The 24447-nt window shown below is 74.5% G+C and carries 17 protein-coding genes; 3 read left to right on the forward strand and 14 right to left on the reverse strand.

Translation table 11 applies throughout. The features are described 5' to 3' along the window. Nucleotides 1–46 precede the first annotated feature (46 nt). From ACFYZF_RS26810 to ACFYZF_RS26840, 7 genes are all read right to left on the reverse strand, one after another. On the reverse strand, nucleotides 47–517 hold the full coding sequence (locus tag ACFYZF_RS26810) for a hypothetical protein (RefSeq protein ID WP_387025323.1): 471 nt from the start codon (nucleotides 515–517) through the stop codon (nucleotides 47–49). A gap of 101 nt (nucleotides 518–618) precedes the next feature. Then, nucleotides 619–1053, reverse strand: a complete 435-nt coding sequence (locus tag ACFYZF_RS26815) for a VOC family protein (protein WP_387025325.1) — start codon at nucleotides 1051–1053, stop codon at nucleotides 619–621. 208 nt (nucleotides 1054–1261) lie between these two features. Next, nucleotides 1262–2509 (reverse strand): glycosyltransferase family 4 protein, encoded by a 1248-nt coding sequence (locus ACFYZF_RS26820; RefSeq protein ID WP_387025327.1) that lies wholly within the window; start codon nucleotides 2507–2509, stop codon nucleotides 1262–1264. Nucleotides 2510–2731: 222 nt separating this feature from the next. Continuing rightward, a complete protein-coding gene (locus tag ACFYZF_RS26825; RefSeq protein ID WP_387025329.1) occupies nucleotides 2732–3313 on the reverse strand; it encodes a TlpA family protein disulfide reductase in 582 nt (193 codons plus the stop codon). Beyond that, entirely contained in the window at nucleotides 3310–3744 is a 435-nt protein-coding gene (locus ACFYZF_RS26830) for a hypothetical protein (protein ID WP_387025331.1), read from the reverse strand. Before ACFYZF_RS26830 ends, ACFYZF_RS26825 begins: the two co-directional genes overlap by 4 nt. 91 nt (nucleotides 3745–3835) lie before the next feature. Next, nucleotides 3836–5881, reverse strand: coding sequence for a M6 family metalloprotease domain-containing protein (locus ACFYZF_RS26835; protein ID WP_387025333.1), 2046 nt, complete (start codon nucleotides 5879–5881; stop codon nucleotides 3836–3838). Between the two features lie 179 nt (nucleotides 5882–6060). Beyond that, complete coding sequence (locus ACFYZF_RS26840) at nucleotides 6061–6978, reverse strand: dihydrodipicolinate synthase family protein (RefSeq protein ID WP_387025335.1); 918 nt, start codon at nucleotides 6976–6978, stop codon at nucleotides 6061–6063. A gap of 256 nt (nucleotides 6979–7234) precedes the next feature. On the opposite strand from ACFYZF_RS26840, the gene ACFYZF_RS26845 reads away from it, so the two are divergent. Then, complete coding sequence (locus ACFYZF_RS26845) at nucleotides 7235–8464, forward strand: PucR family transcriptional regulator (RefSeq protein WP_387025337.1); 1230 nt, start codon at nucleotides 7235–7237, stop codon at nucleotides 8462–8464. Nucleotides 8465–8934: 470 nt separating this feature from the next. Next, entirely contained in the window at nucleotides 8935–10140 is a 1206-nt protein-coding gene (locus ACFYZF_RS26850; RefSeq protein ID WP_387025339.1) for a lectin, read from the forward strand. A 300-nt stretch (nucleotides 10141–10440) separates the two neighbouring features. On the opposite strand, the gene ACFYZF_RS26855 is transcribed toward ACFYZF_RS26850, so the two are convergent. From ACFYZF_RS26855 to ACFYZF_RS26875, 5 genes are all read right to left on the reverse strand, one after another. Continuing rightward, the gene (locus tag ACFYZF_RS26855) at nucleotides 10441–11694 is read right to left on the reverse strand and encodes a family 16 glycosylhydrolase (protein ID WP_387025341.1); all 1254 of its coding nucleotides are present in this window, start codon (nucleotides 11692–11694) and stop codon (nucleotides 10441–10443) included. A 45-nt stretch (nucleotides 11695–11739) separates the two neighbouring features. After that, nucleotides 11740–13296: a ricin-type beta-trefoil lectin domain protein gene (locus ACFYZF_RS26860; RefSeq protein WP_387025343.1), complete on the reverse strand. Its 1557-nt coding sequence runs from the start codon at nucleotides 13294–13296 to the stop codon at nucleotides 11740–11742. Nucleotides 13297–13484: 188 nt separating this feature from the next. Next, nucleotides 13485–15065 carry a bifunctional 3-(3-hydroxy-phenyl)propionate/3-hydroxycinnamic acid hydroxylase gene (locus tag ACFYZF_RS26865; RefSeq protein WP_387025345.1) on the reverse strand — a complete coding sequence of 527 codons (1581 nt, stop codon included), beginning with the start codon at nucleotides 15063–15065 and terminating at the stop codon, nucleotides 13485–13487. 146 nt (nucleotides 15066–15211) lie between these two features. Then, entirely contained in the window at nucleotides 15212–17839 is a 2628-nt protein-coding gene (locus ACFYZF_RS26870; protein ID WP_387025347.1) for a DUF6493 family protein, read from the reverse strand. Next, a complete protein-coding gene (locus ACFYZF_RS26875) occupies nucleotides 17836–19170 on the reverse strand; it encodes an SWIM zinc finger family protein (protein WP_387025349.1) in 1335 nt (444 codons plus the stop codon). The genes ACFYZF_RS26870 and ACFYZF_RS26875 overlap by 4 nt, the downstream gene beginning before the upstream one ends. 756 nt (nucleotides 19171–19926) lie before the next feature. Between ACFYZF_RS26875 and ACFYZF_RS26880 the strand changes: the two genes are divergently transcribed. Further along, the gene (locus tag ACFYZF_RS26880; protein ID WP_387025351.1) at nucleotides 19927–21132 is read left to right on the forward strand and encodes a S8 family serine peptidase; all 1206 of its coding nucleotides are present in this window, start codon (nucleotides 19927–19929) and stop codon (nucleotides 21130–21132) included. Nucleotides 21133–21163: 31 nt separating this feature from the next. Here ACFYZF_RS26880 and ACFYZF_RS26885 read toward each other — a convergent pair whose 3' ends face one another. Next, nucleotides 21164–21850, reverse strand: coding sequence for a response regulator (locus tag ACFYZF_RS26885; RefSeq protein ID WP_387025353.1), 687 nt, complete (start codon nucleotides 21848–21850; stop codon nucleotides 21164–21166). Further along, nucleotides 21847–24399, reverse strand: coding sequence for a DUF4118 domain-containing protein (locus ACFYZF_RS26890; RefSeq protein ID WP_387025355.1), 2553 nt, complete (start codon nucleotides 24397–24399; stop codon nucleotides 21847–21849). The genes ACFYZF_RS26885 and ACFYZF_RS26890 overlap by 4 nt, the downstream gene beginning before the upstream one ends. Between the last annotated feature and the right edge of the window lie 48 nt (nucleotides 24400–24447).

The raw sequence follows: 24447 nt of genomic DNA on the forward strand, positions 1-24447 counted from the left end.
GAGCCCCGAGCCGACGTCCGTGGTCAGAGCACCGAGCCCCGCGCGGTCACAGCGACATCCAGCAGTAGAGGTGCTGCCCACTCGCCTGCGCCCGGCCGGCCAGCCCGACGAGTCGCCGGAGCACGGGCAGCATCCCGGCCGGCTCGCCCCAGGACAACTCCTCGATCCTCGACCAGCGGTCGGCGAGGGCCGGCAGCCGGTCCTCCGCGATCGCGGCGAGCACGTCACGGGCACGGTCGCCGAGCCTGACCACCCAGGGCCCGTCGTGCTCCGCACCCGCTGCGCCCGCGTCGGGCCAGACGAGCCGGTCGTCGACGAGGTCGACTTCCCATGGGATGTCGAGGGCGAGCGACACGGCCTGGCCGAGCACCACCGACGGGTCGACGCCCTTGGCCTCCACGACGTCCACCTCGGGAGGGGCTACCGCCCCCACCAGCGGGCCGCCGTTCGTGGCGGCCATCAACGTGGCGACCGTTTCGTCGTCTGCCGCCCGGAAGTAGTCGTACAGAACACCCACGGGAGTCTCCGATCGATCCGCCGCCGGTGGACGCGGAGCGGCGTAGGGAAGGCAGGACATCAGGCGCGGCCCCTGCGCGGTGGTGAGGGCTGCGCGGCCGGTCAGGGCGCGGCTGCGGCGACGCAGAACTCGTTGCCCTCCGGGTCGGCCATCGTCACGTGGTGGCCGTCGAACTCCGTCAGCACGCTCCCGCCCGCCCTCACCAGGCGCTCGGACTCCGCCCTGATCCGTGCCCACCGCTCGTCGGGACCGCCGTGTCCCGGCACCCGGACGTCGATGTGCAGCCGATTCTTCACCGTCTTGGGCTCGGGGACCCGGAGGATCGAGAGGCGGGGGCCGATGCCGTCGGGGTCGCAGAGCCACGCGCCGTCGTCCTCGGAGTCGCCCTCCGGCAGGTCGAACTGCGCGAGCCACTCCGCGCGGGTCGCGAAGGGGGCGGGCGGCGGCTCGTCGACGTAGCCCAGCGCCGTCCGCCAGAACGCGGCGAGGAGTTGCGCGTCCGCGCAGTCGAGCGTCAGATCGATCCTGGCTGCCATGGCGGGACCGTATCGCACACCTGCGACAGTCGAGCCACCAGCGCCCTGACGCTGAACGGCATCGCCGCGCTGAGCGGCATGCTGACCACGGCGCGGCGGCCGACGCGCCGGCCACGACGCGGTGCCACCGGAGCCGGGGTGGCGGCCTCCGGTCCGCGCGACGGCCGACCGCCCACGTACCACGCTGCCTTGAGCCGGACCCGGCGGTTCAGCGGCGCCGGGGCTCGGGATGGCGGCGCGGTCGGGGCGCTCGGACGGCCAACTCGAGGTACAGCCGCTCCAGGTCGCGGGCCGCCGTGTCCCAGTTGTACTCGGCGAGCACCCGGTCACGCAGCAGCGTGGCGCCGGCCCGCTCCGCAGGCACGTCGGCGGTCACGGTGGCCAGCGCCCGCAGCAGGTCGTCGCCGTCGCCGTCGCGGAACAACCGCCGGCCGGGAGCGTCGCGTTCCAGCACCTCGACGTGCGGTTCGATGTCGCTGGCCACCACCGGCAGCCCGTACGAGGCGGCCTCAAGCAGCGTCAGCGGCAGTCCCTCCAGCCGGGAGGGCTGGACGAAGGCCGCCGCGTGCGAGTACAGCTCGGCGAGTTGCTCGCCGTAGACGAAGCCGGTGAACACGATGCGCGGGTCGTCGCCGGCCTCGCGGCGGATCCGGGCGACGAAGTCGTCGGTGAAGGAGGAACCTCCGACGACGACCAGCCGCAGGTCGGTGGGCAGCCGCCGGAACGCCCGCACGAGCAGGTCCGCCGCCTTCTCCGGCACGAGCCGGCCGACCAGCAGCAGGTACCCGCCAGGGCGCAGGCCGAAGCCGTCGAGTTGGCGGGGCGGCAGGTGCCGCGGGGCTGTCACCCCGTTGGGGATGTACCGGGCGGGCCGCCCGAACCGGGTCGCGTAGTGCGTCGACAGGCCGCGCGACACCGTCACCCTGGCGTCCGGGACGTACGCGCTGAGCCGGTACGCAGTGCCGAGCACGGCACGCGCCGCCCGGCCCCACTTGCCCCGCTGGTTGTCCAGCCCGTGCACGGTGAGCACCACCTTCGCCCGGGAGGCGTAGCGGGCCAGCGGGGCGGTCAGGATCGGACCGAGCCCGTGGTAGTGCACGATGTCGGGACGTTCGGCCAGGGCCGCCAGGGTCGAGGTGGTCGAGTGCACGATCGCGTCGAGGTGCTTGCTGGCGACGGTGCGGGCCCGGCGCAGCCGGATGCCGCGGTACTGCTCGGCGGACACGTCGCCGTAGCTGTCCCGGCAGTAGACGGTCACCTCGTGGCCGAACGCGGCGAGCCGGCTGGCCATCTCCTCCACGTGCCGCTCGATCCCCCCGTAGGTGGCGGGCACGCCCTTCTGCCCGATCATCGCCACCCGCAGGGGGCGCCAGCCCGGCGGCCGGGTCGCGCCCGGCCCGGACCGGTCGAGGCGGAAAGGGCTGGTCGCCTCGACGGCGTCCTCACGAAACGGCACTGTCCCCCCTAGGTTCGCTGCGCCCGAGGTGGCGAACAGGCACCAGACGCACGGGACGCTAGATCATCGGTGGACCGGCGGACAGGGGCCGGACAGCCAGCCTGAGCAGCACGTCCGGCCATCCCGCGTACCCGTTGCGCCGCCTTGGGAACGGAGCGTGTCCGTCCCCTGACGACTGAGGGGCAGGTCAGCGGTGGAGCCGCCGAACTCCACCCGGGCTGACTACGGCTGGCCGGCCAGCACCAGCTCCCGGAGCCGCTGGTCGAGCTCCGGGGCGTCCAGGCCCCCCGGCCAGCCGCGCAGCAGCGCCCCGCCCTTGGCCACCACCACGACCGCCGGTGGCTCCCGCACCGCGTACGAGCGCCAGATCGTCTGCTGGTCGTCCAGGACGACCGGATACTCCACCCGGTGGGCGCGCAGGTAGTCCTGGACCTCCTCGGCCTGGTCCGCGCCGGCCACGCCGACGAAGACCACCCGGTCCCGGTAGCGGCGGGCGAGCTCGCTGAGGGCGGCCTGGCGGCTGGCGCAGGTGGTGCACCAGGAGTTGAAGAAGGTGAGCACGACCGGACGCTGCGCCCACAGGTCGGCGGCGGCGAGCGGGGTGCCGTCGGTCAGCGTGCCGGTGAACGCCGGGGCGGCCGGGGCGGACCCGGGCGCCGGGCGCAACACCAGGTCGGCGGGGACCGGCCCGGGCAGCGTCGCCGCTCCACCGGCGGGCGCCGGCGCGGGCGGCTCGGGCGGGGGCGTGCTGCACCCGCCCGACAGCGCCACCGCCAGCAGCAGCGGCAGGAACACCCGCCTCATGACGGGACCACCGCTACCAGCGCCGGCCCCTCGCTGCTGTCCGGCGTCAGGTCGAGCGCCGGCCGGCCGTCCACCTCCAGCCGGTAGGAGGCCCGCTGCGGCACCCGCACCCCGACGGCGAACTCGCAGTAGGTGGGTACCCGCTCGACCCCCAGGTCCTCGGCGAAGGCGGCCACCGCGGTGCCCGCCGGCAGCCGCCCGGTGGCCAGCGCGGCACCGTCCGGGTCGAGCACACGGAACGGCGCCCGGTTGTGGAAGTGCAGGTACGGGCCGGTGCCGGCGCAGTCCACGCCCTCGGCCCGGATGTTGATGTCACGGACCAGGACCCGGACCGTCGTCGGGGAGACCGCCTCCTGTGCGGTGCCGGCGGCGCCGCAGCCGGTCGCGCCGGCCAGCAGCAGGGGCAGCAGCGTCATGGTGCCTCGCCGCACGTCGTCCTCCTCTCGCCCGCCTTCCGGGGCCGCGGCGGCGGCTGGTTGTCGCCGCGGCCCCGGAAGGAACGGGGTCAGCCTCGGGTGCCGGTCAGGACTTCTCGACCCGGCACTGCTTGGTCACCGTCTTCGTCGGGTCGCTCTCCGAGGTCGCGGTGAGCTTCACGAAGCCGGCGTCCGCGGCCGCGGCGGTGGCGCCCACCGACACCTTGACCGTGGTGGACTTGCCGAACTGCGCGGTGGCGAGCTGGTTGGGCAGCCAGGTCCGCCAGCCCTTGCCGGCCACCTCCGCCGACAGGCGGTAGACGTCCGACTTGAGGTACGCGCTGGCGTTCTCCGGGTGCTGCTGCCCGCCGGCCGAGTACGAACCGGTGTTGGTCAGCTCGAACGAGCAGGTCGCCCCGCGGTTGGTCGGCTTGCTGCTGCCGGTCACCTCGCCCTTGCCCAGCGTCACGCCGTGGCTGCTCGGCCCGCCGGTGCCGTCCAGCGAGCGCACCGCCACCGTGTAGGACAGCGAGCCGGCCGGGTCCCGCTTGAGGTCGATGATGTAGAAGTGCAGCCGGTTGGCCTCGTCGACGTACTCGTACTGACTGCCGGTGTCCGCGCCGGCGTGGAACAGCGCGTCGGAGAGCTGCCGGTAGTCACCCATGGTGATCTTCTGCGGGGTGCCGTCCGGACGGTAGAAGTCGATCATGTCGATGTCCTGCGGGTTGGCGTCCACCACCCACTGGTACGGCGCGCTGTCGGCGTTCTTCGTCTTGCTCAGCAGCACGCCGCTGTCCGGCGTGAAGGAGTCCGCGCCCATCCGGTCGACGACCTCGACCGTGTAGTTGTTGAAGTTGCCGCCGTCGCACAGCGGATCGGTGCTGACGCCGCACGTCGGCGACAGGTCCTTGTTCAGCGCGATGTTCACGCCGGTCAGGCCCTTCGGGCCGGCGTCGACCGCGCGGGCGGTGACCTGCGCGACCACCATGCCCGAGGAGGCGAGCGACTCCCGGGACAACCGCAGCACGTGCTCCTCGCCGAGCAGGCCGATCTTAAGCTTGTCCCGCACCGTGTGCAGCGAACCCATCGAGCCGCCGTTGGTCGGCGGGATCTGCCAGCGGGTGTGCGGGCCGCCCGGGCCGTTGAACGACCCGCGCGACATCATGCTCCAGATGCCGGTGTACGCCCTGCGCAGCGGCTCACCGTACGGGTTGTTGTAGTTGTCGCCGATGCCCAGCAGGTGGGTCAGCTCGTGGGCGTAGACGCCCATACCGGAGCTCTCCCCCTGCGTCGAGGAGCCGCCGCCGGCGTTCGGCCACAGCGTCGCCGCCGCCTTCCACGAGGTCCAGTCCACGTAGCGGGTCTTCGCCCAGTTCGGCAGGTTGGGGTCCGGCGGGCCCCAGGCGTCCGGCACGTCCTCCTTGTTCTGGAAGATCATCTGTCCGAACTCCTGCCAGGTCGACGACTCGTCCTGGCCCGCGCTGAGGATGAACACCAGCTCGTACTGGTTGGCGACCTCCTCGCCGACGGCCGCCCGCCAGGCGCCCAGGCCGTCGGTGCGGATGTTCTTGCCGCACACGTCCCCGCTCGGGCAGGCGCCCGGGTTGAAGCTGTTGTCCAGCCCGTACTGGTGGGACTTCGCCGGCATCTGGTACGGCCCGAACCCGGCGAGGTCGACGCCGTAGCGGCCGTTGGAGTCCTGCATCCAGTACTCGTGCAGGGTGTGGCCCTTGTTCAGGGTGTTCGGGGTGTTCAGGAAGTCCTGGTAGAACTTCGGCACGTCCGCCCGGGGGATGTTGGTCGCGACGGACTGGGGGTTGCCGAAGACCGTCGAGCGGGCCCGCTGGGAGACCGCGAACGTCTGGTCGGGATAGTCGAGCGCCACCAGGGCGATCCTGAAGTTGCGGACCGAACCCGACACGCTCGGGTCGGCCCAGTTCTTGCCGGGCACGGCCTTGTAGTCGTTCCAGGTCATCGTGTCCGGGTTCTGCCAGGCCTGCGGGTCGAGGACCTGGAACGGAGCGGTGCCGCCGGCCGGGTTGGCCGGGGCCGCGGCGGCCTGCGCCGCCCCGGTCGCCACGAGCGTGGTCACCACGGCCGCGGCCAGCAGGGAACGCCTCAGCCGCGTTCGGTTGGGGGTAGCACGGTGCACGGAACCACCTCTCGTCGGGGGGAACGCGGTGCCGGGCATCCCGATGGGGGGATCGCGGAACACCTGTCAGCAGGCCGCGCAGCGAATCTAGGAGGGCGGGACGGGGCTGGTCACCGTGCAGATGTCGGCAGGTGGGGCGGCGACTTCCGACACCTGAAGGACCGGCGCCCACCAGGGGATCAGCCGGCGGGGCCCCCGGAAGCCGGTTCGGCGGTCGCCGCGAGGGCCCGCAGCACGTCCCGGCGCACCCGCTCGGCGGCGGGCCCGGGCAGGGGCCCACGCGGTGGGCGGCACCGGCCGCCGAACCGCCCGGCGCACTCCATGGCGAGCTTGACGGCCTGCACGGACTCGGGCCGGGAGGCCCAGCCGAGGAGCGGGTGCAGCTCGGCGTAGAGCGGCAGCGCCCGGCCCAGGTCGCGGGCGACGCACAGCTCGTACAGCCGCACGGCCTCGCGGGGCAGCGCGTTGGACAGGGTGGCGACCCATCCCGTCGCGCCGCACAGCACCAGTTCCAGCAGCACGTCGTCGGCGCCGGCCAGCACGTCGACGTGTGGGCAGAGGTCCCGCAGGCGGTGCAGCCTGCGCACGTCGCCGGTGACCTCCTTGACCGCGACGATCCCGTCGATCTCGGCGACGGTCGCCAACAGGTCCGGCGTGAGGTCCACCCGGGTGTCGTGCGGTTCGTTGTGGGCGACCACCGGCAGCCCGATCGCCGCCACCTCCCGGTAGTGGGCGACCACGTCGGCGGCGCGGGCGGCGTGCCCGTCGGGTGGCGGCGCGAGCACGCCGTGGGCACCGGCCCCGGCGGCCTGCTCCGCCCAGCGCCGGGCCTCCCGGCTGCCGTAGCCACCGACCCCGGGCAGCACCGCGCAGCCGGGCGGCGCGGCCTGCACCGTCGCCCGCACCACGGCGGCCCGCTCGTCGTCGGAGAGGGCCCGGTACTCTCCCACCGACGCGCACGGCGCGACCCCGTGGCACCCCTGGGCGGCGAGCCAGCGGACGTGTTCCTGGAGTTGGTCCAGATCGACCGACAGGTCGTCGCGGAACGGCGTGACGATGTCCACCAGCACGCCCCGCCAGGGCCTACCAGCTCTCACTCGGGCATCCTTCCTCCTGCCGGCACCGCCAGTCACCCCACCCGCGCTGTGCGGGCCGGCCCGGGTGCGATCCGTACCGGAACCTTAGGAACGTCCCTCACCGCTGGTCTTCGGACAGATGCCGGAACAGGCGCGCTGCCGCCCGTCCTTTTGTCGCGACTTCGACAGTGGACCTTGCGCGGGTACCCACCCGCACCGGAGGGTAAGGACTGGCGGTCGCGCGACCCCTGTCGCGCGGCGCAACCAGGGGAGATCCATGCACGGTGAGCTCCAGCGAATCGTCGACGCCGTCGCCGCCCGGGTGGGGCGGCCCGCCCTCATCGAGGACCGACGGCAGCGGGTGGTCGCCTACAGCGAGCACAACGGCCCGATGGACGACGTCCGTCGGATGTCGATCCTGCGCCGGCAGACGACGCCGGAGGTGATCGCCTGGTTCCGGGGCATGGGCGTGCTCACGGCACGCGAGCCGGTCCGTACCCCCGCGTACGCCGAGCTGGACCTGCTGCCGAGGGTCTGCGTGCCGATCCGGCACGACGACCTGCTACTCGGATTCGTCTGGTTCATCGACGCGGACGGCTCGATGACCGACGCCGACATCGCCACCGCGACCAGCGCCTTCACCGACCTGTCGCTCGCCCTGTACCGGGAGAACCTGCTCGGCGAGCTGGCCTCGCAGCGGGAGACCGAGGCCACCCGCACGCTGCTGGTGGAGAGCCGGGAGGCCCGCGAACACGCGACGCGGGCGCTGCTGGAGGAGGGCACGGTGGCCGGCGACGGTACCACCGTCGCACTCGTGGCCCAGATCGTGCCGGCCGGCGGGCGGCAGCCCGACGAGGTGGCCCGGATCGCCCTGGAACAGGCCCTGGTGACCACCCGCCGATGGATCGGGGTGCGGGAGACGCTGCACCTGGTCTGGCACGACCACGGCGTGCTGCTGATCTGCGGCGACCGGGTCGCCGGCCGCCCCTCTCCGGAGGTCTCCGCCGGCCACCTGGACGAGGCGCTGGGCACCGCGACCCGGGGCCTGGCCTCGGTGTCCCGAACCGTGACCGGGATCGGCGAGCCCCGCGCCGGGCTGGCCGACGCAGTCGAGTCCTACCAGGAGGCCGCACAGGCGGCCCGGGTCGGGACACAGCTTTCCGCGCTGGGCCGGGTGGTCTCCTGGGCCGGCCTGGGCATCTACCGGGTGCTGTCCCAGCTGGACAGCCAGCACCTCGACGTCGCAGGGGTGCACCCCGGGCTCGAACGGCTGCTGCGCGACGACGCCCACCAGGTGCTGCTGGAGACCCTGGAGGCCTACCTCGACCTGGCGGGCAACGCGCACGCGACCGCCGAGAAGCTCCGGCTGCACCGGACCACCCTCTACTACCGGCTGCAACGGGTCGAACAGCTCGCCGGGACCGACCTGAAGGACGGCAACGAGCGGCTGTGCCTACACCTGGCGATGAAGCTCGGCCGGCTCACCGGCCACTACCGGACGACGTGACCAACGGCGGCCCGGACGGCACGACCAAGGCCGGCCCGGACAGCATGGACCGACGCCTGACCGGACGGCCGGCGGACCGGAGCGGGCCCCGGGGCGCGGCCCCCCGGTCGGGCGTCGCGCACGGGCGTCGCGCGGGGCTCTCAGCCGCGAATGGCGCAGCGGTGCCGGGCGGGCGCGACGATTGACACTGCATCGACGCGCTGCTATTTGTTAATAGAGCTTCCTAATTGTCGCGGGGCCTCGACAATTACCGAAGGAGGCCCGGTCCCGTGCCGCATTCCCACATTCTCGTCCTGGCCCGCCGCCAGGTCTTTGAACCGGGGCCGGCCCCGCCCCGGCGCGTACCCGAATGACGACACCTGCGGCGGCCCGGCCCGGGTCGCCCACGACCACACCCGACAACCTGGGCCCACCGGGGCTGCCCCCCGACCATGCCGCCGGCACCGCCCGTCCCCCAACCTAGGAGTGCCATGCCTGCCAAGAGGGCAGCCGCCTACCTCACCGCGGCCCTGCTGGTCCCCGCCGCGGTGGTCGGCTACGGCCTGCCGTCGGCCAGCGCCGCGACCGCCGGGCCGATCACCGGACTGGGCGGCAAGTGCGTCGACGTCGCCGCCGCCAGCTCCGCCAACGGCACCGCCGTCCAGCTCTACGCCTGCAACAACACCGCCGCCCAGGTCTGGACCGTCGGCAACGCCGACGGCTCGGTCCGCGCGCTCGGCAGGTGCCTGGACGTCACCGCGGCGTCGACCGCCGACGGCGCCAAGGTCCAGCTGTACGACTGCAACGGCACCGGCGCCCAGCGGTGGAGCGCGTCCAACGGCGCCCTGGTCAACACCGGCTCGGGCAAGTGCCTGGACGTCACGGACGGGAACACGGCCGACGGCACCCGGTTGCAGATCTGGACCTGTGCCGGCAGCGCGAACCAGCGGTGGACCCTGCCCGGCGGGGGCGCCACCCCCAGTCCGTCCACCCCCGCCGGCGTCAACCTCGACAATCCGGCGAAGAAGGACGTGGCCATGCAGCTCGTCTCCGCCGCGGAGAACTCGTCGCTGAACTGGCGGGCCCAGTTCTCCTACATCGAGGACATCGGCGACGGGCGGGGCTACACCGCCGGCATCATCGGCTTCTGCTCCGGCACCGGCGACATGCTGGAGCTGGTCGAGGCGTACACGGCCACCAAGCCGGGCAACGTGCTGGCCCCGTACCTGCCGGCCCTGCGCAGGGTCAACGGCACCGACTCGCACGCGGGCCTCGACCCGAACTTCCCCCGCGACTGGCGCACCGCCGCCGCCGACGGCGTGTTCCAGGCCGCCCAGGAGGCCGAGCGGGACCGGGTGTACTTCAACCCGTCGGTACGCGACGGCAAGGCCGACGGGGTCCGGGCGCTCGGCCAGTTCGCCTACTACGACGCGGCGGTGATGCACGGCTACGAGGGCATGCGGGCGATCCGCAGCCGCGCCCTCGCCCGGACGAAGCCGCCGGCCCAGGGCGGCGACGAGCGGACCTGGCTCAACGCCTTCCTCGACGAGCGGGTCGCCGAGATGAAGAAGGAGGCGGCGCACTCCGACACGTCCCGGGTCGACACCGCCCAGCGGGTGTTCCTCAACAACGGCAACTTCGACCTGAACACGCCGCTGGTCTTCGCCGTCTACGGCGACCAGTACCGGATCGGCTAGCCGGAGCACAGTGGGGTTCGAAGGTCTCACTCGGTCGGCATCGGCGCCGGCAGGGCGCTGCCCATCCGGTCCGGGTCCCGGTAGGAGTCGTCCGGGGCCGGCAGGCGCTCAGGCGGGCCGGCCCGGAACCGACGGCCGCCGATCCGGCGTGGCGTCCGAGGGCCGCTGCGGAGCGGGGCCGGCCGCCGCGGCGGCGCGGGCCGACCGACCCGGCCGGGCCCGGCGCAGCGGCCTCCACGCTGCGCCGGGCCCGTTCGTCGCGCGCCGACGGGGCGGTTCGTCGGCGCCCCCGTTCGCTGGTCAGTACCGCGACCACCTCTGGTTGGCGCTGCCGGCGCAGTCCCAGAGCTGGAGCTTGCCCCCGTTGGCCGGATTCTGGTCGCGCACGTCGACGCACCGGTTGGCGCTGAGGTTCACCAGGTCACCGGAGGCGTTCAGGGTGAACCGCTGGGCCGGGTTGCCGTTGCAGGAGACAAGGTTGACCTCGGTGCCGTTGGCAGTGCCGGCCCAGGCGGGGTCCATGCACTTGCCCATCGCCCGCACCGTGCCGTCGCCGGCGAAGGTCCACGCCTGCGCGGCGGTGGTGTTGCAGTCCCAGATCTGCAGCTTGGCGCCGTCGACCGGGTTGGCGCTCGGGATGTCGATGCACCGCCCGCTCTGCGCGCCCCGCAGCCGCGTGGTGCCGGGCGGGTTGCCGCCGTCGGTGTAGCCGTTGACCCGGACGTAGTCGACCAGCATCTGCTGCGGGAACTGGGTGGTGCCGTCCGGGTAGCCCGGCCAGTTCCCGCCGACGGCCACGTTCAGGATCATGAAGAACGGGTGGTCGAAGACCCATCGGTTGCCGCCCAGCCGGCTCGGGTCGACGCGGTGGAACTCGACGCCGTCGAGGTACCACACGATCGAGTTGGGCTCCCAGTCCACCCGGTAGGTGTGGAAGCCGTCGGCCAGCGGCGCGCCGACGGTGCGGCTGCCGGTGATGCCCCCGCCGCCGGAGTAGCCGGGCCCGTGGATGGTGCCGTACACGGTGTTCGGCTCCCGGCCGATGTTCTCCATGATGTCGATCTCGCCGGCGTTCGGCCAGCCCACGCTGCCCATGTCGTTGCCGAGCATCCAGAACGCCGGCCAGATGCCCTGACCGCTGGGGATCTTGATCCGGGCCTCGAACCGGCCGTACGCCTGGGTGAACGTCGCGGCGGTCAGCAGCCGGGCCGAGGTGTACTCGCACCGGCCGTAGTGGCACTGGTAGTTGGCCGGGTTCTCCCTGCGCGCGGTGATGACCAGGTTGCCCTGGCCGTCGTGCACCGCGTTGCTGGTGCTGTTCGTGTAGTACTGCCGCTCGTTGTTTCCCCAGCCACCGCCGCCGGTGTCGAACCGCCATTTGCTCTGGTCGACGGCCGCGCCGGCGGGGGCGTTGAACTCGTCCTGCCAGGTGATGCCGCCGATCGCCGCCTGGGCGGGCGCGATGGGGCCGGACAGGGCGAGCGACGCCGCGGCGACGACGAGCGCGACGGCGGCGCGGGCGAGCACACGGGGCGCGGAACGGAATCTGATCACGGGAGCCTCCTCGGGGACGGTCGTACGGCCGGCGGTGGGGCACGGTCAGCCCCGCCGCCACTTCTGGTTGGCGGTGCCGGCGCAGTCCCACAGCTGGAGCCGGGCACCGTCGCCGCCGTTCCAGTCGGCGATGTCGACGCACTTGTCGGCCTGCGGGTTGACCAGGTCACCGGCGGCGGACAGGACGAACTGCTGGGCGGGATTACCGCTGCAGTTGGCGATCTGGATCACCGCGCCGTTGGCGGTGGACCCCCAGGCCACGTCCATGCACTTGTTGTTCTGGGTGCGCAGGGAACCGCCGGTGTGGGTCCACGCCTGTGCCCCGGTGCCGTTGCAGTTCCACATCTGCAGGGGAACGCCGTCGGAGAAGTTCGAGTTCGGCACGTCGATGCACTTGTTGTTCCAGTTGCTGATCAGCCGGTTCCCGCCCCCGCCGCCGGTCGTGACCAGCGACAGCCCGTACGCGCCGAGGATCTCGTTGACCGGCTGGAAGAAGGTGGTACCCCCGGTGGAGCAGTTGCCGGAGCCGCCGGAGGTGACCCCCTGCGCCTGATTGCCGCTGATCCACGCCCCACCGGAGTCGCCGCCCTCGGCGCAGGCGTTGCTGCGGGTCAGGCCGGACACCGCGCCCTGGGCGTAGTTCACGGTCTCGTTGCGGCCGAGGATGGTGCCGCAGCGCCAGCCGGTGGTGCGTCCCGAACGGCAGACGGAGCTGCCGATCGCCGCGTCCTGCGAGCCGGCCACCGTGACGTTGCCGCCGGAGTAGCTGTTCACCCAGGGCTGCGGGGTCCAGTTGCTGTTGGTTCGTACCCAGCCGTAGTCGTTGCCGGGGAAGGACGAGCCGGCGAACGTGCCCTGCGCGACGTTGTTGAAGCCGAGCGTCGGGCTGCCGGTCCCGCCACAGTGGCCGGCCGTGACGAAGCCGCCGGCGACCGCGAAGCCGACCGAGCACAGCGTGTTGCCGTTGATGACGTACTGGTCGCCGCCCCGGATGTCGTACAGCGGGCGGGGCGCGTCGGCGGACTCGACGACGCGGACGGCGTCGGTGGCGACGCCGCTGGTGCGCGCGAACGCGGTCGCCTCGGCGGTGGCGCCCGGCGCCACCGTCAGCACCACACTGTTGTCGGCGACGTCGACGTACCAGCTGCGGATCCGCTGCGGGTCCGCCCGGACGGCGTGCCGGTCGAGGGCTCGCCTGACGGTGCCGAGGTCGCGCTCGCTGCGGGCGACGACGGTGGCATCGGCGCCCTCGGCACGGACGACGGCGGCCAGCGCCCGGTCGGTGACCGCCACGGTCAGCCGCTGCCCGCCCGCCGGGATCCAGGCGCCGGCGAACGCCGCGCCGAGCCGGGCGCGCAGCCGCTTCTCGACCGGCGGCGCGGCGGCTTCGGTACGCAGCCTGGCATCGACCTGGCCGGCGGTCAGCCCGAGGTCGCGGCGCATCGCCGTGACCAGTTCCGGCGGGAGCCCGGCGGCGGCCGTCGTGGTGGCCGCCGGAGCTGCGGCATCCGGGACGTCGCCGGCGCGGGCCGCCAGCGGGGAGGCGACGACGAGCAGAAGGGCTGCGGTAACGGTGCCGAACGCGCGGAGCTGTCGTGGCATGGGTCCTCCCGAGGTCGTACGGTGGGCGGTCGCGGCGGGACGAGGGCCGCGGGCCATCCAGAGAGCGCTCTCAACGAAGTTTGTCGATGTGAACAATTTCTGTCAAGACTGTTACCAGTTGGCCGCCCGGCACTGCCCCCGGCCCCGGTCCGCAGTCCAACGCCTGCCCACCCGCTGCGCGGAGTCCGTTACGCAGGGGCGCCGCGCCGTCGGCTCCCTTTTGGGTCGGGCCGAGCGGGCGGCGCTGTCGGGGGCGCGGCCGGCGGCAGGACCGGTGCGGCCCTGAGCAGGGCAGCCACGTCGCCGCCCGTCCGCATCACCGTCCGGTCGGGACGCACGAGCGCCGCGCGGGCCCCGCCTCGGCGCAGCCATCGCCCGAGACCCGAGGCCGGCTCCACGGGCACGAGCACCACCCGCCGCCGTCGCGCCTCGGCGACCGCCTGCGGTCGCAACGACCCGACGGTGAGCACCGCGAAGGAGGAACCGAGCACGTCGTCGAGGCGACGGCCGTCGCCCAGGACGGGGTTCGGGCAGAGCCGGCCGTTGCGGCTCCACGGCGACCAACGCCGTCGGCGCAGGGCCGAGCGTCGCAGGGGCGGGGTCGTGCTGTCGAGGACCCTGGCCCGCAGGCCCGGAACGCGGACCAGCCGGGGCGCGAGGAGCCGGCGCAGCAGGTTGCCGGCCTCACCGCCCTGGGTCATGGCCCGGCCGACGCCCACGGCGAGTCGGATCAGCGCAGTGACGTGGGGCCTCCGCTCGGTCTCGTAGCTGTCCAGCGCGGCGGCGGGCAGGGCGCCGGCCAGCACGGCGGCGAGCTTCCAGGCGAGGTTGCCGGCGTCCCGGAGACCGGCGCCCAGCCCCTGGCCGATGAACGGCGGGGTGAGGTGGGCGGCGTCGCCGAGGAGGAACACGGGCCCGGCGTGCCAACGGTCGACGATCTGGGCGCGGAAGGTGTACTCGGCGCAGCGGACCACCGCGAGCTCCTCGAACGGCAGGTCCCGCGTCCACGGCCGGACCAGCTCGTGCAGGGTCTGCGGAGCGGACATGGCCGCCGCCGTCTCACCGGGCAGCAGGCGGAACTCCCAGCGGTAGCGTCGCGCCCCGACGCGCATGTAGGTCGCGGCCCGGCGGGGGTCGCACACCTGGTGCACGCCCTCCCACGCGTCGATCGTGGCGGCGGTGTCGACGTCGACCACGAGCCAGCGCTGCGCGAAGCCGAGGTCGCGCATCCTCGACCCGATCCGGGCGCGGACGGTGCTGTTCGCGCCGTCGCAGCCGAGAACGTACCGCGCGCGCAGCGCCTGCCGCTCCCCCGATCCCCGGTCGGTGACGGCGACGGCCACCGGGCCGTCGCCGTCGGCGGACACGGCGGTGACCTCGACGCCGCCGCGCAGGGTGACCAGGGGGTCCTGGTCGACGGCGCGGCGAAGGATGGCCTCCAGTCGCGGCTGGTCGAACATGTTCGCCTGGGGATGGCCGTGGAGTCCGTCCGCCGTGCCCCGGCTGAACTGCGCCAGGACACGGTGGTCGGGGCCGAGCAGCCGCAGCCCCTCGGCCGGCCGGGAGACCGCGGCGAACTCCTCGTGCACCCCCGCCCGGTGCAGGATCCGGCACACCTCGTCGTCGAGGTGGACCGCGCGCGGCCGGGGATAGGCGGCCGGCCACCGGTCGAGCACGACAGACCGGACACCGTGGACGGCGAGCAGCCGGGCCGCCACCAGCCCGGTCGGCCCGGCGCCGACGATGACGACGGGCACCGGATCCTCCACCGTTCCTCCTCGCCCCGGCCGCACCGGCCCGCCGGCCGCCGACCCGGCCCTCGCCCAGCTACCGACGGGCCGCCCCCGGGGCGGCCCGCCAGCCGCCGCTGTCCGGCGGCCCGGGCCCGCCCGCTCCGACGGTACCGACCGCGTCCTCAGGCGGCGGTGACCACCCGGTGCAGGCGACGTGCCTCGGTCACCATCCGGGACGTCCCGCCCCGGCCCGCGATCTCCGCCAGCCCCGCCACCTCGATCCGGACCCCGGTGCTCGCGGCCGTCTCCGCCGCCAGGGTCAGCAGGTCGGGCAGGCCCCGGGGCGGCGTCGGGGCGGCGAGCAGCGGCGGCAATGCGGCGGCCAGCAGCCGCCACACGCTCAGCGGGGCCCCGGCCGCGGCCGCGTCGCGCAGCGGCTCGACCACGCGGGTCGGCTTCACCACCTGCGCGGCGACCAGCGCACCGAGATGCCCGCCCACCCCGGTGGCGTCGAGGCGACCGGCGCCGGCCAGGCCGAGCAGGGCGTCCAACGTGGCGATCCGGTCGGTGCCGTGGCGGGCGCCGAGGCCGTAGGCGAGCGCGAGGTCGACGGCGGCCCCACCGGGGCCGCCGCACTCAACGAGCGACGGCAGCGCCACCGCGCCGTCACGCCGGTCCATGTCGGCGGCGGCAGCCACCTCCGGCAGGACGTACGCGGCGACCACGCCCAGGTGGTGGGGCAGGACCGACGGCCAGAGCCGCGTCCAGCCGTGGTACTCCGTCTCCACCGGCGGCGGGTCGCTGGTCAGCAGGCCGTACCGGTCGTCGTACCCGTGCGGTGGGCGCAGCTCGACCGCGACGCGGCGGGCCGGCAACTGGTCGTACTCCCAGTCGTAGCCCGACTTCCGGGCCCGGCGGGCGAGGGTGGTGACCCGGATGACCGGGGCCGGCAGCCCACCGGAGCGCAGCCAGCCGGCGAGCTGGTCGCCGGCCGGGGTGCGCAGCGCCCCGGCCTTGCCGGCCAGCGCCTCGTCGGCGCCGGTCGGCAGGCGCAGCAGCGCCTGGGTGAGATCCCAGTGCCACGGCTCCCGGTCTCCGAGCGCCGTGAGGCGTTCCAGCAGCGTCAGCGGGTCGAGCGCGCCGTTGGCCAACGTGGGGGTCGCGAGCAGTCCGGGGTGGCCCGGCTCGCCGAGGTGGTGGCCGATCTCGGCGAACCGGGCCCGCAGCAGGGCATGCGGCGCCGGGACCCGGGGGTCGGTGGCGACCAGCTCCGGTAGCGCGGGCGACCGGTCGGTACGCCGCACGGCGGCGAGCAGCGCGCCCCACCGGCTGCGCTGCGGGGCCGCCGGGCGGGGCTCGCCGGCGTGTTCCAGCACGTCGCCGACGAGGCCACACAGGCAGCACGGGTCCCAGCTGTGCTCGCTGGCCCAGGACCAGTGCCGCCGGGCGAGGACCGGGGCGAGTGCGGCGCGCACCCGCGTGCCGTCGGTCGCGGTGAGGCGGACCAGCCCGTCGAGGATCCGGTCGAGCGGCCCCCCGTGCTGCTCGGTCCCCAGCAGCGCGGCGACCTCCTCGGCGAGTTCGTCGACGTCGGTGATCGGGGCCGGGGCGGGGGCGGACGGCCCCGGGGGCGGCAGGTCGTCGCCGCGCGGCCCGGTGACCGCCGGGCCCGCACCGGCGCTCGGGGCGAGGCCGTGCCGGGTGGCCAGCGCGGTGGCGCGCTCGCGCAGGTCGACGGCGGGGTGCTCGGCCGCGACGGCGATCACCTCGGCGATCTCCGCGGCCCGGTCCCGGTGCCCACGGGCGAGCCGGTCGAGCCAGGTGAGCTGGCCGCGCACCAGCGCCTTGTCCGGGCGGGCCAGCACCTCGCGGGAGGTGTCGAGCACCGCCTCCAGTTCCAGGTCGGACACCTCGCGCAGCGCCTTCTGGGCCATGGTCGCGACGGTGGCCGGGGCGTCGGCGAGCAGTCGCAGGTAGTCGGCGCGGTGGGCGGCGACCTCGTCGGTGGTGGGTCGGAGCTGTCCGAGCAGAATGGTGAAGGCCCGCAGCGCGACCGGTCGGTCGCCGCGCAGCAGCCGGCCGACAGCGCCGTCGAGCAAGGTGGTGCGGTCGACGAGGCCCTCGGCGGCGAGCTGCGCCAGCGCGGTCGGAAGCGCGTGCGGGCGGCGGTCCCGCCAGTCGGTGACGATCTCGTCGAACATCATCGGCGCGCCGAGGCCGTCGACCTCGAACAGCCGGGGCAGCAGCGCCGGCAGGAGCGGGTCGGCGCGGAGCCGGTCGACCAGTGGCACCGGCGCGCCGCGCAGCCGCCGGTCGGGGCTCGACAGGGACTGCACCCACAGCTCGACGAACCGGTCCCCGGACGGCGGCTCGGCGTCGGGGGGCAGCAGCGCGGCGACGAACCGCCAGTGCTCGACCCAGGTGTCGCGGTGCAGCTTGTCGACCATCCGCCGGGCGAGGTCGGGCAGCCAGGTGACGCCGCGGTCGGCGGCGACCGCGCGGACGAGCCTCGCCGCCCGCTCGCCGTCGGCGGCGACGGAGCGGCGGGCGAGGATCGCGCCGGCCTGGGCCGCGCTGGGCAGGCAACCGACCGCGAGGACGGCCAGGGCGGTGCCCTTACCCGCGCCCCAGAAGGACCGCTGCCCCTTGAACCACTCGGTCAGGGCGGCGCCGACGGCGCGGCGGCGGTCCTCGGGCAGCCCGGCCAGGGCGTCGACGATCAGGTCGGCCGACCCGGCGTCGATCAGGTCGAACAGGTCGCTGGTGCCGCCGGCCGCCAACTCCCACCGGCGCCGGACCGTGGTCTTCACACCCGCTCCCGCACGTCGGCCGTGGCCATCCGGGTGGCCAGCGCGTGTTTGCACGGCCCGCGCTGGCCACGGTGCTTGGCCCACCAGGGGCAGGTGCAGTTGAATTCGCCGTCGGGCAGCCGGCGGACCCGGTAGACCTCGTCGCCGCTGCGTACGGTGGCGCCCGCCTCGTCCGATGCGACGGCACCGGCGTCGAGCAGCGCCCGCGCACCCACCAGCCGCGGGTTGTCCCGCTCGGCCCGGCCTGCGTCGTAGGGCATGACGCGGTGGAAGTAGGCCGCCTCGGAGACGTCGTAGCCGACCCGCCCGGCGGTGCCGAGCTGGGCGAGGGCGCCCCGGACCCGGGCCGCGTCGATACCGGCGGAGGTGGCCAGGGCGTCGACGTCGACGGTCGGGTCCCAGGACAGCAGGGCCGAGACCAGCTCGGCGTCGTCGATGACGTCGTCGCCGGCCAGGGCGGTCAGCGCGGCGCCCTCGCCGGAGAACCCGCGGTAGGGCTCGGGCGAGAGGGTCAGCGACAGTCGCAGGGCCCCGGTGTCGAGCTCCCAGGTGCTGGGCAGCGCCGCCGAGCCGGGCGCGGCGGTCGGCCCGTAGACGCGCAGGGTCCGGGCGAAGCGCAGCATGCCGCGCAGGGCGGCCAGCCGGCCCGCGCCGGCGAGGCAGACCGCGCCGGGGACGGGCCGGGACGTCAGCCGCAGCGACCGCCCCGCGGGCACCGCCCAGAGCACCGACCGGTCGTTCGACGTCGGCAGCCGGCGCAGGAAGACGGCGGCCTCGGCCGCCGGGATCTCCGCCCGCGGCTCGAACGCCGCCGCGAGCACCTGCACCTCGGCGAAGCCGCGCAGCCAACGCACCGGCAGCGGCACCTTCTTCTCGACGACGGCACCGTCCATGGTGGACACGGTCAGGTCGTCGGGGCCGACCGACAGGTGCAGCGGGTCGAGGCCGCCGACCCGGGCGAGCGCCTCGCGCAACGGGTTGTTGACGTCGACGTTGGTGGTGCCATGCTCGACCACGTCGCCGTCGAGCCCGGTCGGCAGGGCGTCGAGGCGGGCGTAGACGCCGCAGCAGCCGGAGAACGACTCGAACCGGAGCCGGTCCCGGCTGCCGGTGACGACCGGGTCCAGGCTCGCCGGGCTGACCGGTCGGTAGTAGCGGGTGCGGGCCACCTCGGCGACGGCGAGCAGCCCGACGGCGGCCTGCTGGGGTGTGGTGAGGAACCCGGTGAAGAACCGGGGGTTCGGCGCCGGGCCGCCGCTGGTCTGCAACGCGAGACCGTCGCGGCGCAGCGTCGAGGATCCCAGGTACCGGTACGTCTGTTGGGTGCTCACGGGCCGGGACGGTACAAGATCGCTCCGACAGTTTCCGCAGCTCCCACCCGAGCGCCTGAGGTGGGGAGGCATCGCCGGTGACGCGGCGGACCGCCTCCGGGTCCAGCCACACCGCCTGCCAGCGTCCGCAGTCGTCGACGCGGGTCGCTACCGGTCGCCCGCACCGGACACACGCGAGATTTGGGCCGCCTACCTCGTCAAAGCCGCAGCACGAGCCACCGGACCGCCCCGGGATGAAGCCGGTCCCACGCATGTCGCCCGGTGCTACCACGACAGCTCCTCGCGGTCCCCACGACAGCGCGTACTCCGGCGCGTACACACCACGGGCTTCCGCCTCAGCCGCACCGACCTGGGCCCAGGGTCGCCACGGCGGCCCGAAAGGATCGGGGCGCACCGCATACGTCCCGGGCTCCATCAACACGCCGAGCAACCCGTGGCCGTACCGCTGGTCGGCGTGGGCAGGAAGCGGCACCCGCGACACCGGCACGGTCAGCGGGGTGCCGCAACCCGCGCACGTGAACAGGGTCATGCGACCTCCCGGGCCCTCACCCGTGAACTATCCCGCAGCGCAGCCCGGGGCGATGCGCGGGCGTGGTCTCAGCCCTCGACGGCCCGACGAGGCATAGGGCCACGGTATGAGGCATCCGATATACATTCATCCACTTGGATGACAGGTAGGCTCGGCCCAGTCCGTTCGCGCCGTCTCCCCGGCAGCATCTGGCCCCGGGGACGGCCAGATCACGGGAGGGCCGGGAGATGACGCCGCCACCGAACCGCCGCCGGTCGGCCGCTGCGGCCGTCCTGTTCGCCCCGGTACTGGCCGCCGCCATGGCCGGTGCTCCGGCGGGCGCGACCCCGGCCACCGGTGACATCCTGCACGCGGGCGGCGTCACCGCCGTCGATGGCAGCTACGTGGTGGTGCTCGCCGACGCCGGCGGGCGGGCCGCCGACGCCGCCACGGCCACGAGGCTCGCCGAACGGTACGGCGGCTCCGTCGGCCAGGTCTACCGCGCCGCGCTGCGCGGGTTCGAGGCCCGCCTGCCGGAACGGGCCGCCCGGCGACTGGCCGCCGACCCGGCCGTGGCGTACGTCGAGCAGAACCACGTGGTGTCGCTGGCAGCCGGGGTCCAGCTCAACCCGCCGTCGTGGGGACTCGACCGCATCGACCAGCACCTGCTGCCGCTCAACCAGCAGTACGCCTACCCGAACACCGCGCCGGGCGTGCGCGCGTACGTCGTCGACACCGGCATCCGCGCCACCCACGTCGACTTCACCGGCTCCGTCGGCGGGGGGTACGACGCCGTCGACGGCGCCCTGCCCGCCGACGACTGCAACGGCCACGGCACCCACATCGCCGGCACGGTCGGGGGCCAGCAGTACGGGGTCGCCAAGGACGTCCGTCTGGTCCCGGTGCGGGTGCTCAACTGCGCCGGCAGCGGCACCTACGCGCAGGTCATCGCGGGGGTCGACTGGGTCACCGCGAACGCGGTGAAGCCCGCCGTGGCCACCATGGGCCTGGGCGGCAGCGCCAGCACGGCGCTCGACAGCGCGGTCACCGCCTCCATCAACTCCGGCGTCACCTACACCGTCACCTCGGGCAGCTCCGCCACCACCGCCTGCAACTACTCCCCGTCGCGGGTGCCGGCGGCGCTCACCGTCGCCGGCACCACCCCGACCGACGCCCGGATGAGTTCCGCCAACTACGGCTCCTGCGTGGACCTGTTCGCCCCCGGCCAGGGCATCACCTCGATCTGGCACACCAGCGACACCGCCACCAACACGATCAGCGGCGGGCCGATGGCCGCCGCGCACACCGCCGGGTGCGTGGCCATGGTCCTCCAGGACCATCCCACCTGGACCCCCGCCCAGGTGGCCGCCCATCTCATCGGCACCGCCACCGCCGGCGTCGTCGGCACTCCGGGGGCCGGCTCGCCCAACCGGCTGCTCTACTGCGGCGGCTGAGGCCGCGGCGGCGACACCGGACGAGCCCCGGTCAGGGGCGGTAGCGGTAGCCCATTCCCGGCTCGGTGATGAGGTGTCGCGGGCGGGCCGGGTCGTCCTCCAGCTTGCGCCGCAGTTGGGCCATGTACTGACGCAGGTAGTTGGTCTCGTTCTGGTACTCCGGCCCCCACACCTCGTGCAGCAGTTGGCGCTGGCTGACGAGCTTGCCGGGGTGGCGCAGCAGCCTGTCGAGCACGGCCCACTGGGTGGGGGTGAGCCGGACCTCCGCGCCGTCGTCGCGGGTCACCGTGCGGTCGACGAGGTCGACGGTGTGCCGACCCACCCGGGGGGCCGCCGTCGCCCCGTCGACCGCCGGGGCGGCGAGGCGTCGGGTGACCGCGCGGATGCGGGCGAGCAGTTCGTCGATGCCGAACGGCTTGGTGACGTAGTCGTCCGCGCCGGCGTCGAGGGCGGCGACCTTGTCCTCGCTGCCCGCCCGGCCGGACAGCACGATGATCGGCACCGTCGTCCAGCCGCGCAGGCCCCGGATCACCTCGACGCCGTCGAGGTCGGGCAGGCCCAGGTCGAGGACCACCAGGTCCGGCGGGTGGGCGGCGGCGGCCCGCAGCGCACCCGTACCGGTGTCGGCGACCTGCACGTCGTAGCCGCGGGCGCGCAGGTTGATGCGCAGGGCACGCAGGATCTGCGGTTCGTCGTCGACGACGAGGATGCGGCTCATTCCTGCGGCCCTCCGGTGCCGGTCGGGGCAGCGGCGGGCAGGCGAAGCACCATGGTCAGCCCTCCGCCGGGGGTGGTCTCGGGGGTGATGGTGCCACCCATCGCCTCGGCGAGGCCGCGGGACAGGGCGAGGCCGAGCCCCACCCCGGCCTGGTTGTCCCGGTCGCCGAGGCGCTGGAAGGGCAGGAAGACGTGTTCCCACTGGTCCTCGGGGATGCCGGGGCCGGTGTCGATGACCCGCAGCTCCACCTGCCCGGCGTGGGCGCTGGCGGTGACGGTGGGCGGCCGGCCGGGCGGGCTGTGCCGCAGGGCGTTGGCGACGATGTTGACCAGCACGCGTTCCAGCAGGCCCGGATCCGTCAGCGCGGCGGGCAGGTCGGCGGGGATGTCGGTGGCGACGTCGGCGGCGTCCGGGCCCAGCTCGTCCAGGGCCCTCGGCACCACGTCCTCCAACCCGATCGCGACGGCGGCCACCCCGAGCGCCCCGGCCTGCAACCGGCTCATGTCCAGCAGGTTCGCCACCAGGCGGCCCAGCCGGTCCAGGGACTCGTCGGCGGTGGCCAGCAGCTCGTCCCGGTCGTCGGCGTCGAACTCGACGTCGTGGCTGCGCAGGCTGCTCACCGCCGCCTTCGCCGAGGCGAGCGGCGTACGCAAATCGTGGCTGACGGCGGCGAGCAGCGCGGTGCGCATCCGGTCGGCCTCGGCCAGCGGCCGGGCGGTCGCCGCCTCCTCGGCGAGGCGTTCCTGACGCAGCGCCACTGCCGCCTGGGCGGCGAACGCCTCGACGACCCGCCGGTCGGCGGCCTCCAGCCGCCGGCCGGACAGCACGACGGTGAGCCGGTCGTCGACCGGTACCGCCGTCTCCCCGGCGTCGGGGCTGGTCGCCGGCGTCTCACCGACGGACGCCACCAGCCGCCAGGCGTCCTGCTCGTGGGCCCGGCCGGGGCGTCCCCGGGCGTCGGGGGCCAGCTCCAGGACGCTGACGGCACGCAGCGCGAACGTCTCCCGCAGCCGGTCCAGCAGCGCCGGCAGTGGGCGCTCGCCGCGCAGCACGCCGCCCGCGACGGTGGCGAGCGTCTGCGCGTCGGCGGAGGCCCGCGCCGCCTCCCGGGTACGCCGGGCGGCCACGTCGACGACCCAGCTCACCGCGAGGGCGACGCCGACGAAGACGCCCAGGGCGAGCAGGTTGTCCGCCTCGGCGATGGTCAGCGTGCGGAACGGCGGGGTGAAGAACCAGTTCAGCAGCAGCGATCCGCCGAGGGCGGCGACCAGCGCCGGCCACAGGCCGCCGACCAGCGCCACCCCGACGACGCCGGCGAGGAACAGCAGGATGTCGTTGGTCAGGGTGAGGTCGGGCAGCGTGCGCAGCACCACGGTGAGCGCCGGCATGCCGAGCCCGGCGAGGGCGAAGCCGAGCAGCCGGCGCCGCCGGGACAGCGCGGCCGGCAACCCGCCGGCCCGCCGGCCCCGCCCCGCCTGTGGGTGGGTGACCAGGTGCACGTCGATCGGCCCGGACAGGGCCGTGGTGGTGACCCCGACGCCCCGGCTGAACAGCTGGGCGAACCGGCCCCGGCGGCTGGCGCCGAGGACGAGCTGGGTGGCGTTGACGCCGCGGGCGAAGTCGAGCAGCGCGGCCGGCACGTCCGCGCCGAGCACCTGGTGGTACGTGCCGCCCAGGCTCTCCACCAGCACCCGCTGGCGGGCCAGCCGGGCGGGGTCGACGCCGGCCAGGCCGTCGCTGCGGGTGACGTGCACGGCGAGCAGGTCGGCGCCCCGGCCCCGGGCGGCCACCCGGGCCGCCCGGCGGATCAGCGTGTCGCCCTCCGGCCCGCCGGTCAGCGCGACGACGACGCGTTCCCGGGCCTCCCAGGTGTCGGAGATGCCCTGCTGGGCGCGGTAGGCGCCGAGCTGGTCGTCGACCTTGTCGGCCAGCCAGAGCAGGGCGAGTTCGCGCAGGGCGGTGAGGTTGCCGATCCGGAAGTAGTTGCCGAGCGCCGCGTCGATCCTGTCGGGGCGGTAGATGTTGCCGTGTGCCATCCGGCGGCGCAGCGCCTCCGGGGTCATGTCGACCAGTTCGACCTGCTCGGCGGCGCGGACGACGGCGTCGGGGACGGTCTCGCGCTGGGTGGTGCCGGTGATCTGGGCGACGACGTCGTTGACCGATTCGAGGTGCTGGACGTTGACCGTGGACAGCACGGAGATGCCGGCGTCCAGCAGCTCCTGCACGTCCTGCCAGCGCTTGTCGTTGCGGGAGCCGGGCACGTTGGTGTGGGCCAGCTCGTCGACGACCGCGACCTCGGGCCGGCGGGTCAGGAGCGCGTCGAGGTCCAGCTCGGTGAACTCGACGCCCCGGTGCGCGAGGGTGCGCCTGGGCACCTGTTCCAGGTCGCCGACCATGGCGGCGGTGTGCGGGCGGCCGTGGGTCTCGACCAGCCCGATCACCACGTCGGTGCCGCGGTCGGTCCGCCGTCGGGCCTCCTGGAGCATCGCGTACGTCTTGCCGACGCCGGGCGCGGCCCCGAGGTAGATGCGCAGTTCACCTCTGGGCACGGGCAGGTCCTTCCGGTGGGCGGGCCGTCCGGCGGCGCGGCCGTGAAC

Origin of the sequence: Micromonospora sp. NPDC001898 (assembly GCF_042891255.1) — a bacterium.
In the GTDB taxonomy this organism is placed as follows: Bacteria; Actinomycetota; Actinomycetes; order Mycobacteriales; family Micromonosporaceae; genus Micromonospora.

Excerpts from the sequence above, each read along its gene's own strand:
- ACFYZF_RS26815 (WP_387025325.1), bottom strand. The coding sequence starts at position 1,053 with ATGGCAGCCAGGATCGATCTGACGCTCGACTGCGCGGACGCGCAACTC.
- ACFYZF_RS26825 (WP_387025329.1), bottom strand. The coding sequence starts at position 3,313 with ATGAGGCGGGTGTTCCTGCCGCTGCTGCTGGCGGTGGCGCTGTCGGGC.
- ACFYZF_RS26845 (WP_387025337.1), top strand. The coding sequence starts at position 7,235 with ATGCACGGTGAGCTCCAGCGAATCGTCGACGCCGTCGCCGCCCGGGTG.
- ACFYZF_RS26850 (WP_387025339.1), top strand. The coding sequence starts at position 8,935 with ATGCCTGCCAAGAGGGCAGCCGCCTACCTCACCGCGGCCCTGCTGGTC.
- ACFYZF_RS26860 (WP_387025343.1), bottom strand. The coding sequence starts at position 13,296 with ATGCCACGACAGCTCCGCGCGTTCGGCACCGTTACCGCAGCCCTTCTG.
- ACFYZF_RS26880 (WP_387025351.1), top strand. The coding sequence starts at position 19,927 with ATGACGCCGCCACCGAACCGCCGCCGGTCGGCCGCTGCGGCCGTCCTG.
- ACFYZF_RS26885 (WP_387025353.1), bottom strand. The coding sequence starts at position 21,850 with ATGAGCCGCATCCTCGTCGTCGACGACGAACCGCAGATCCTGCGTGCC.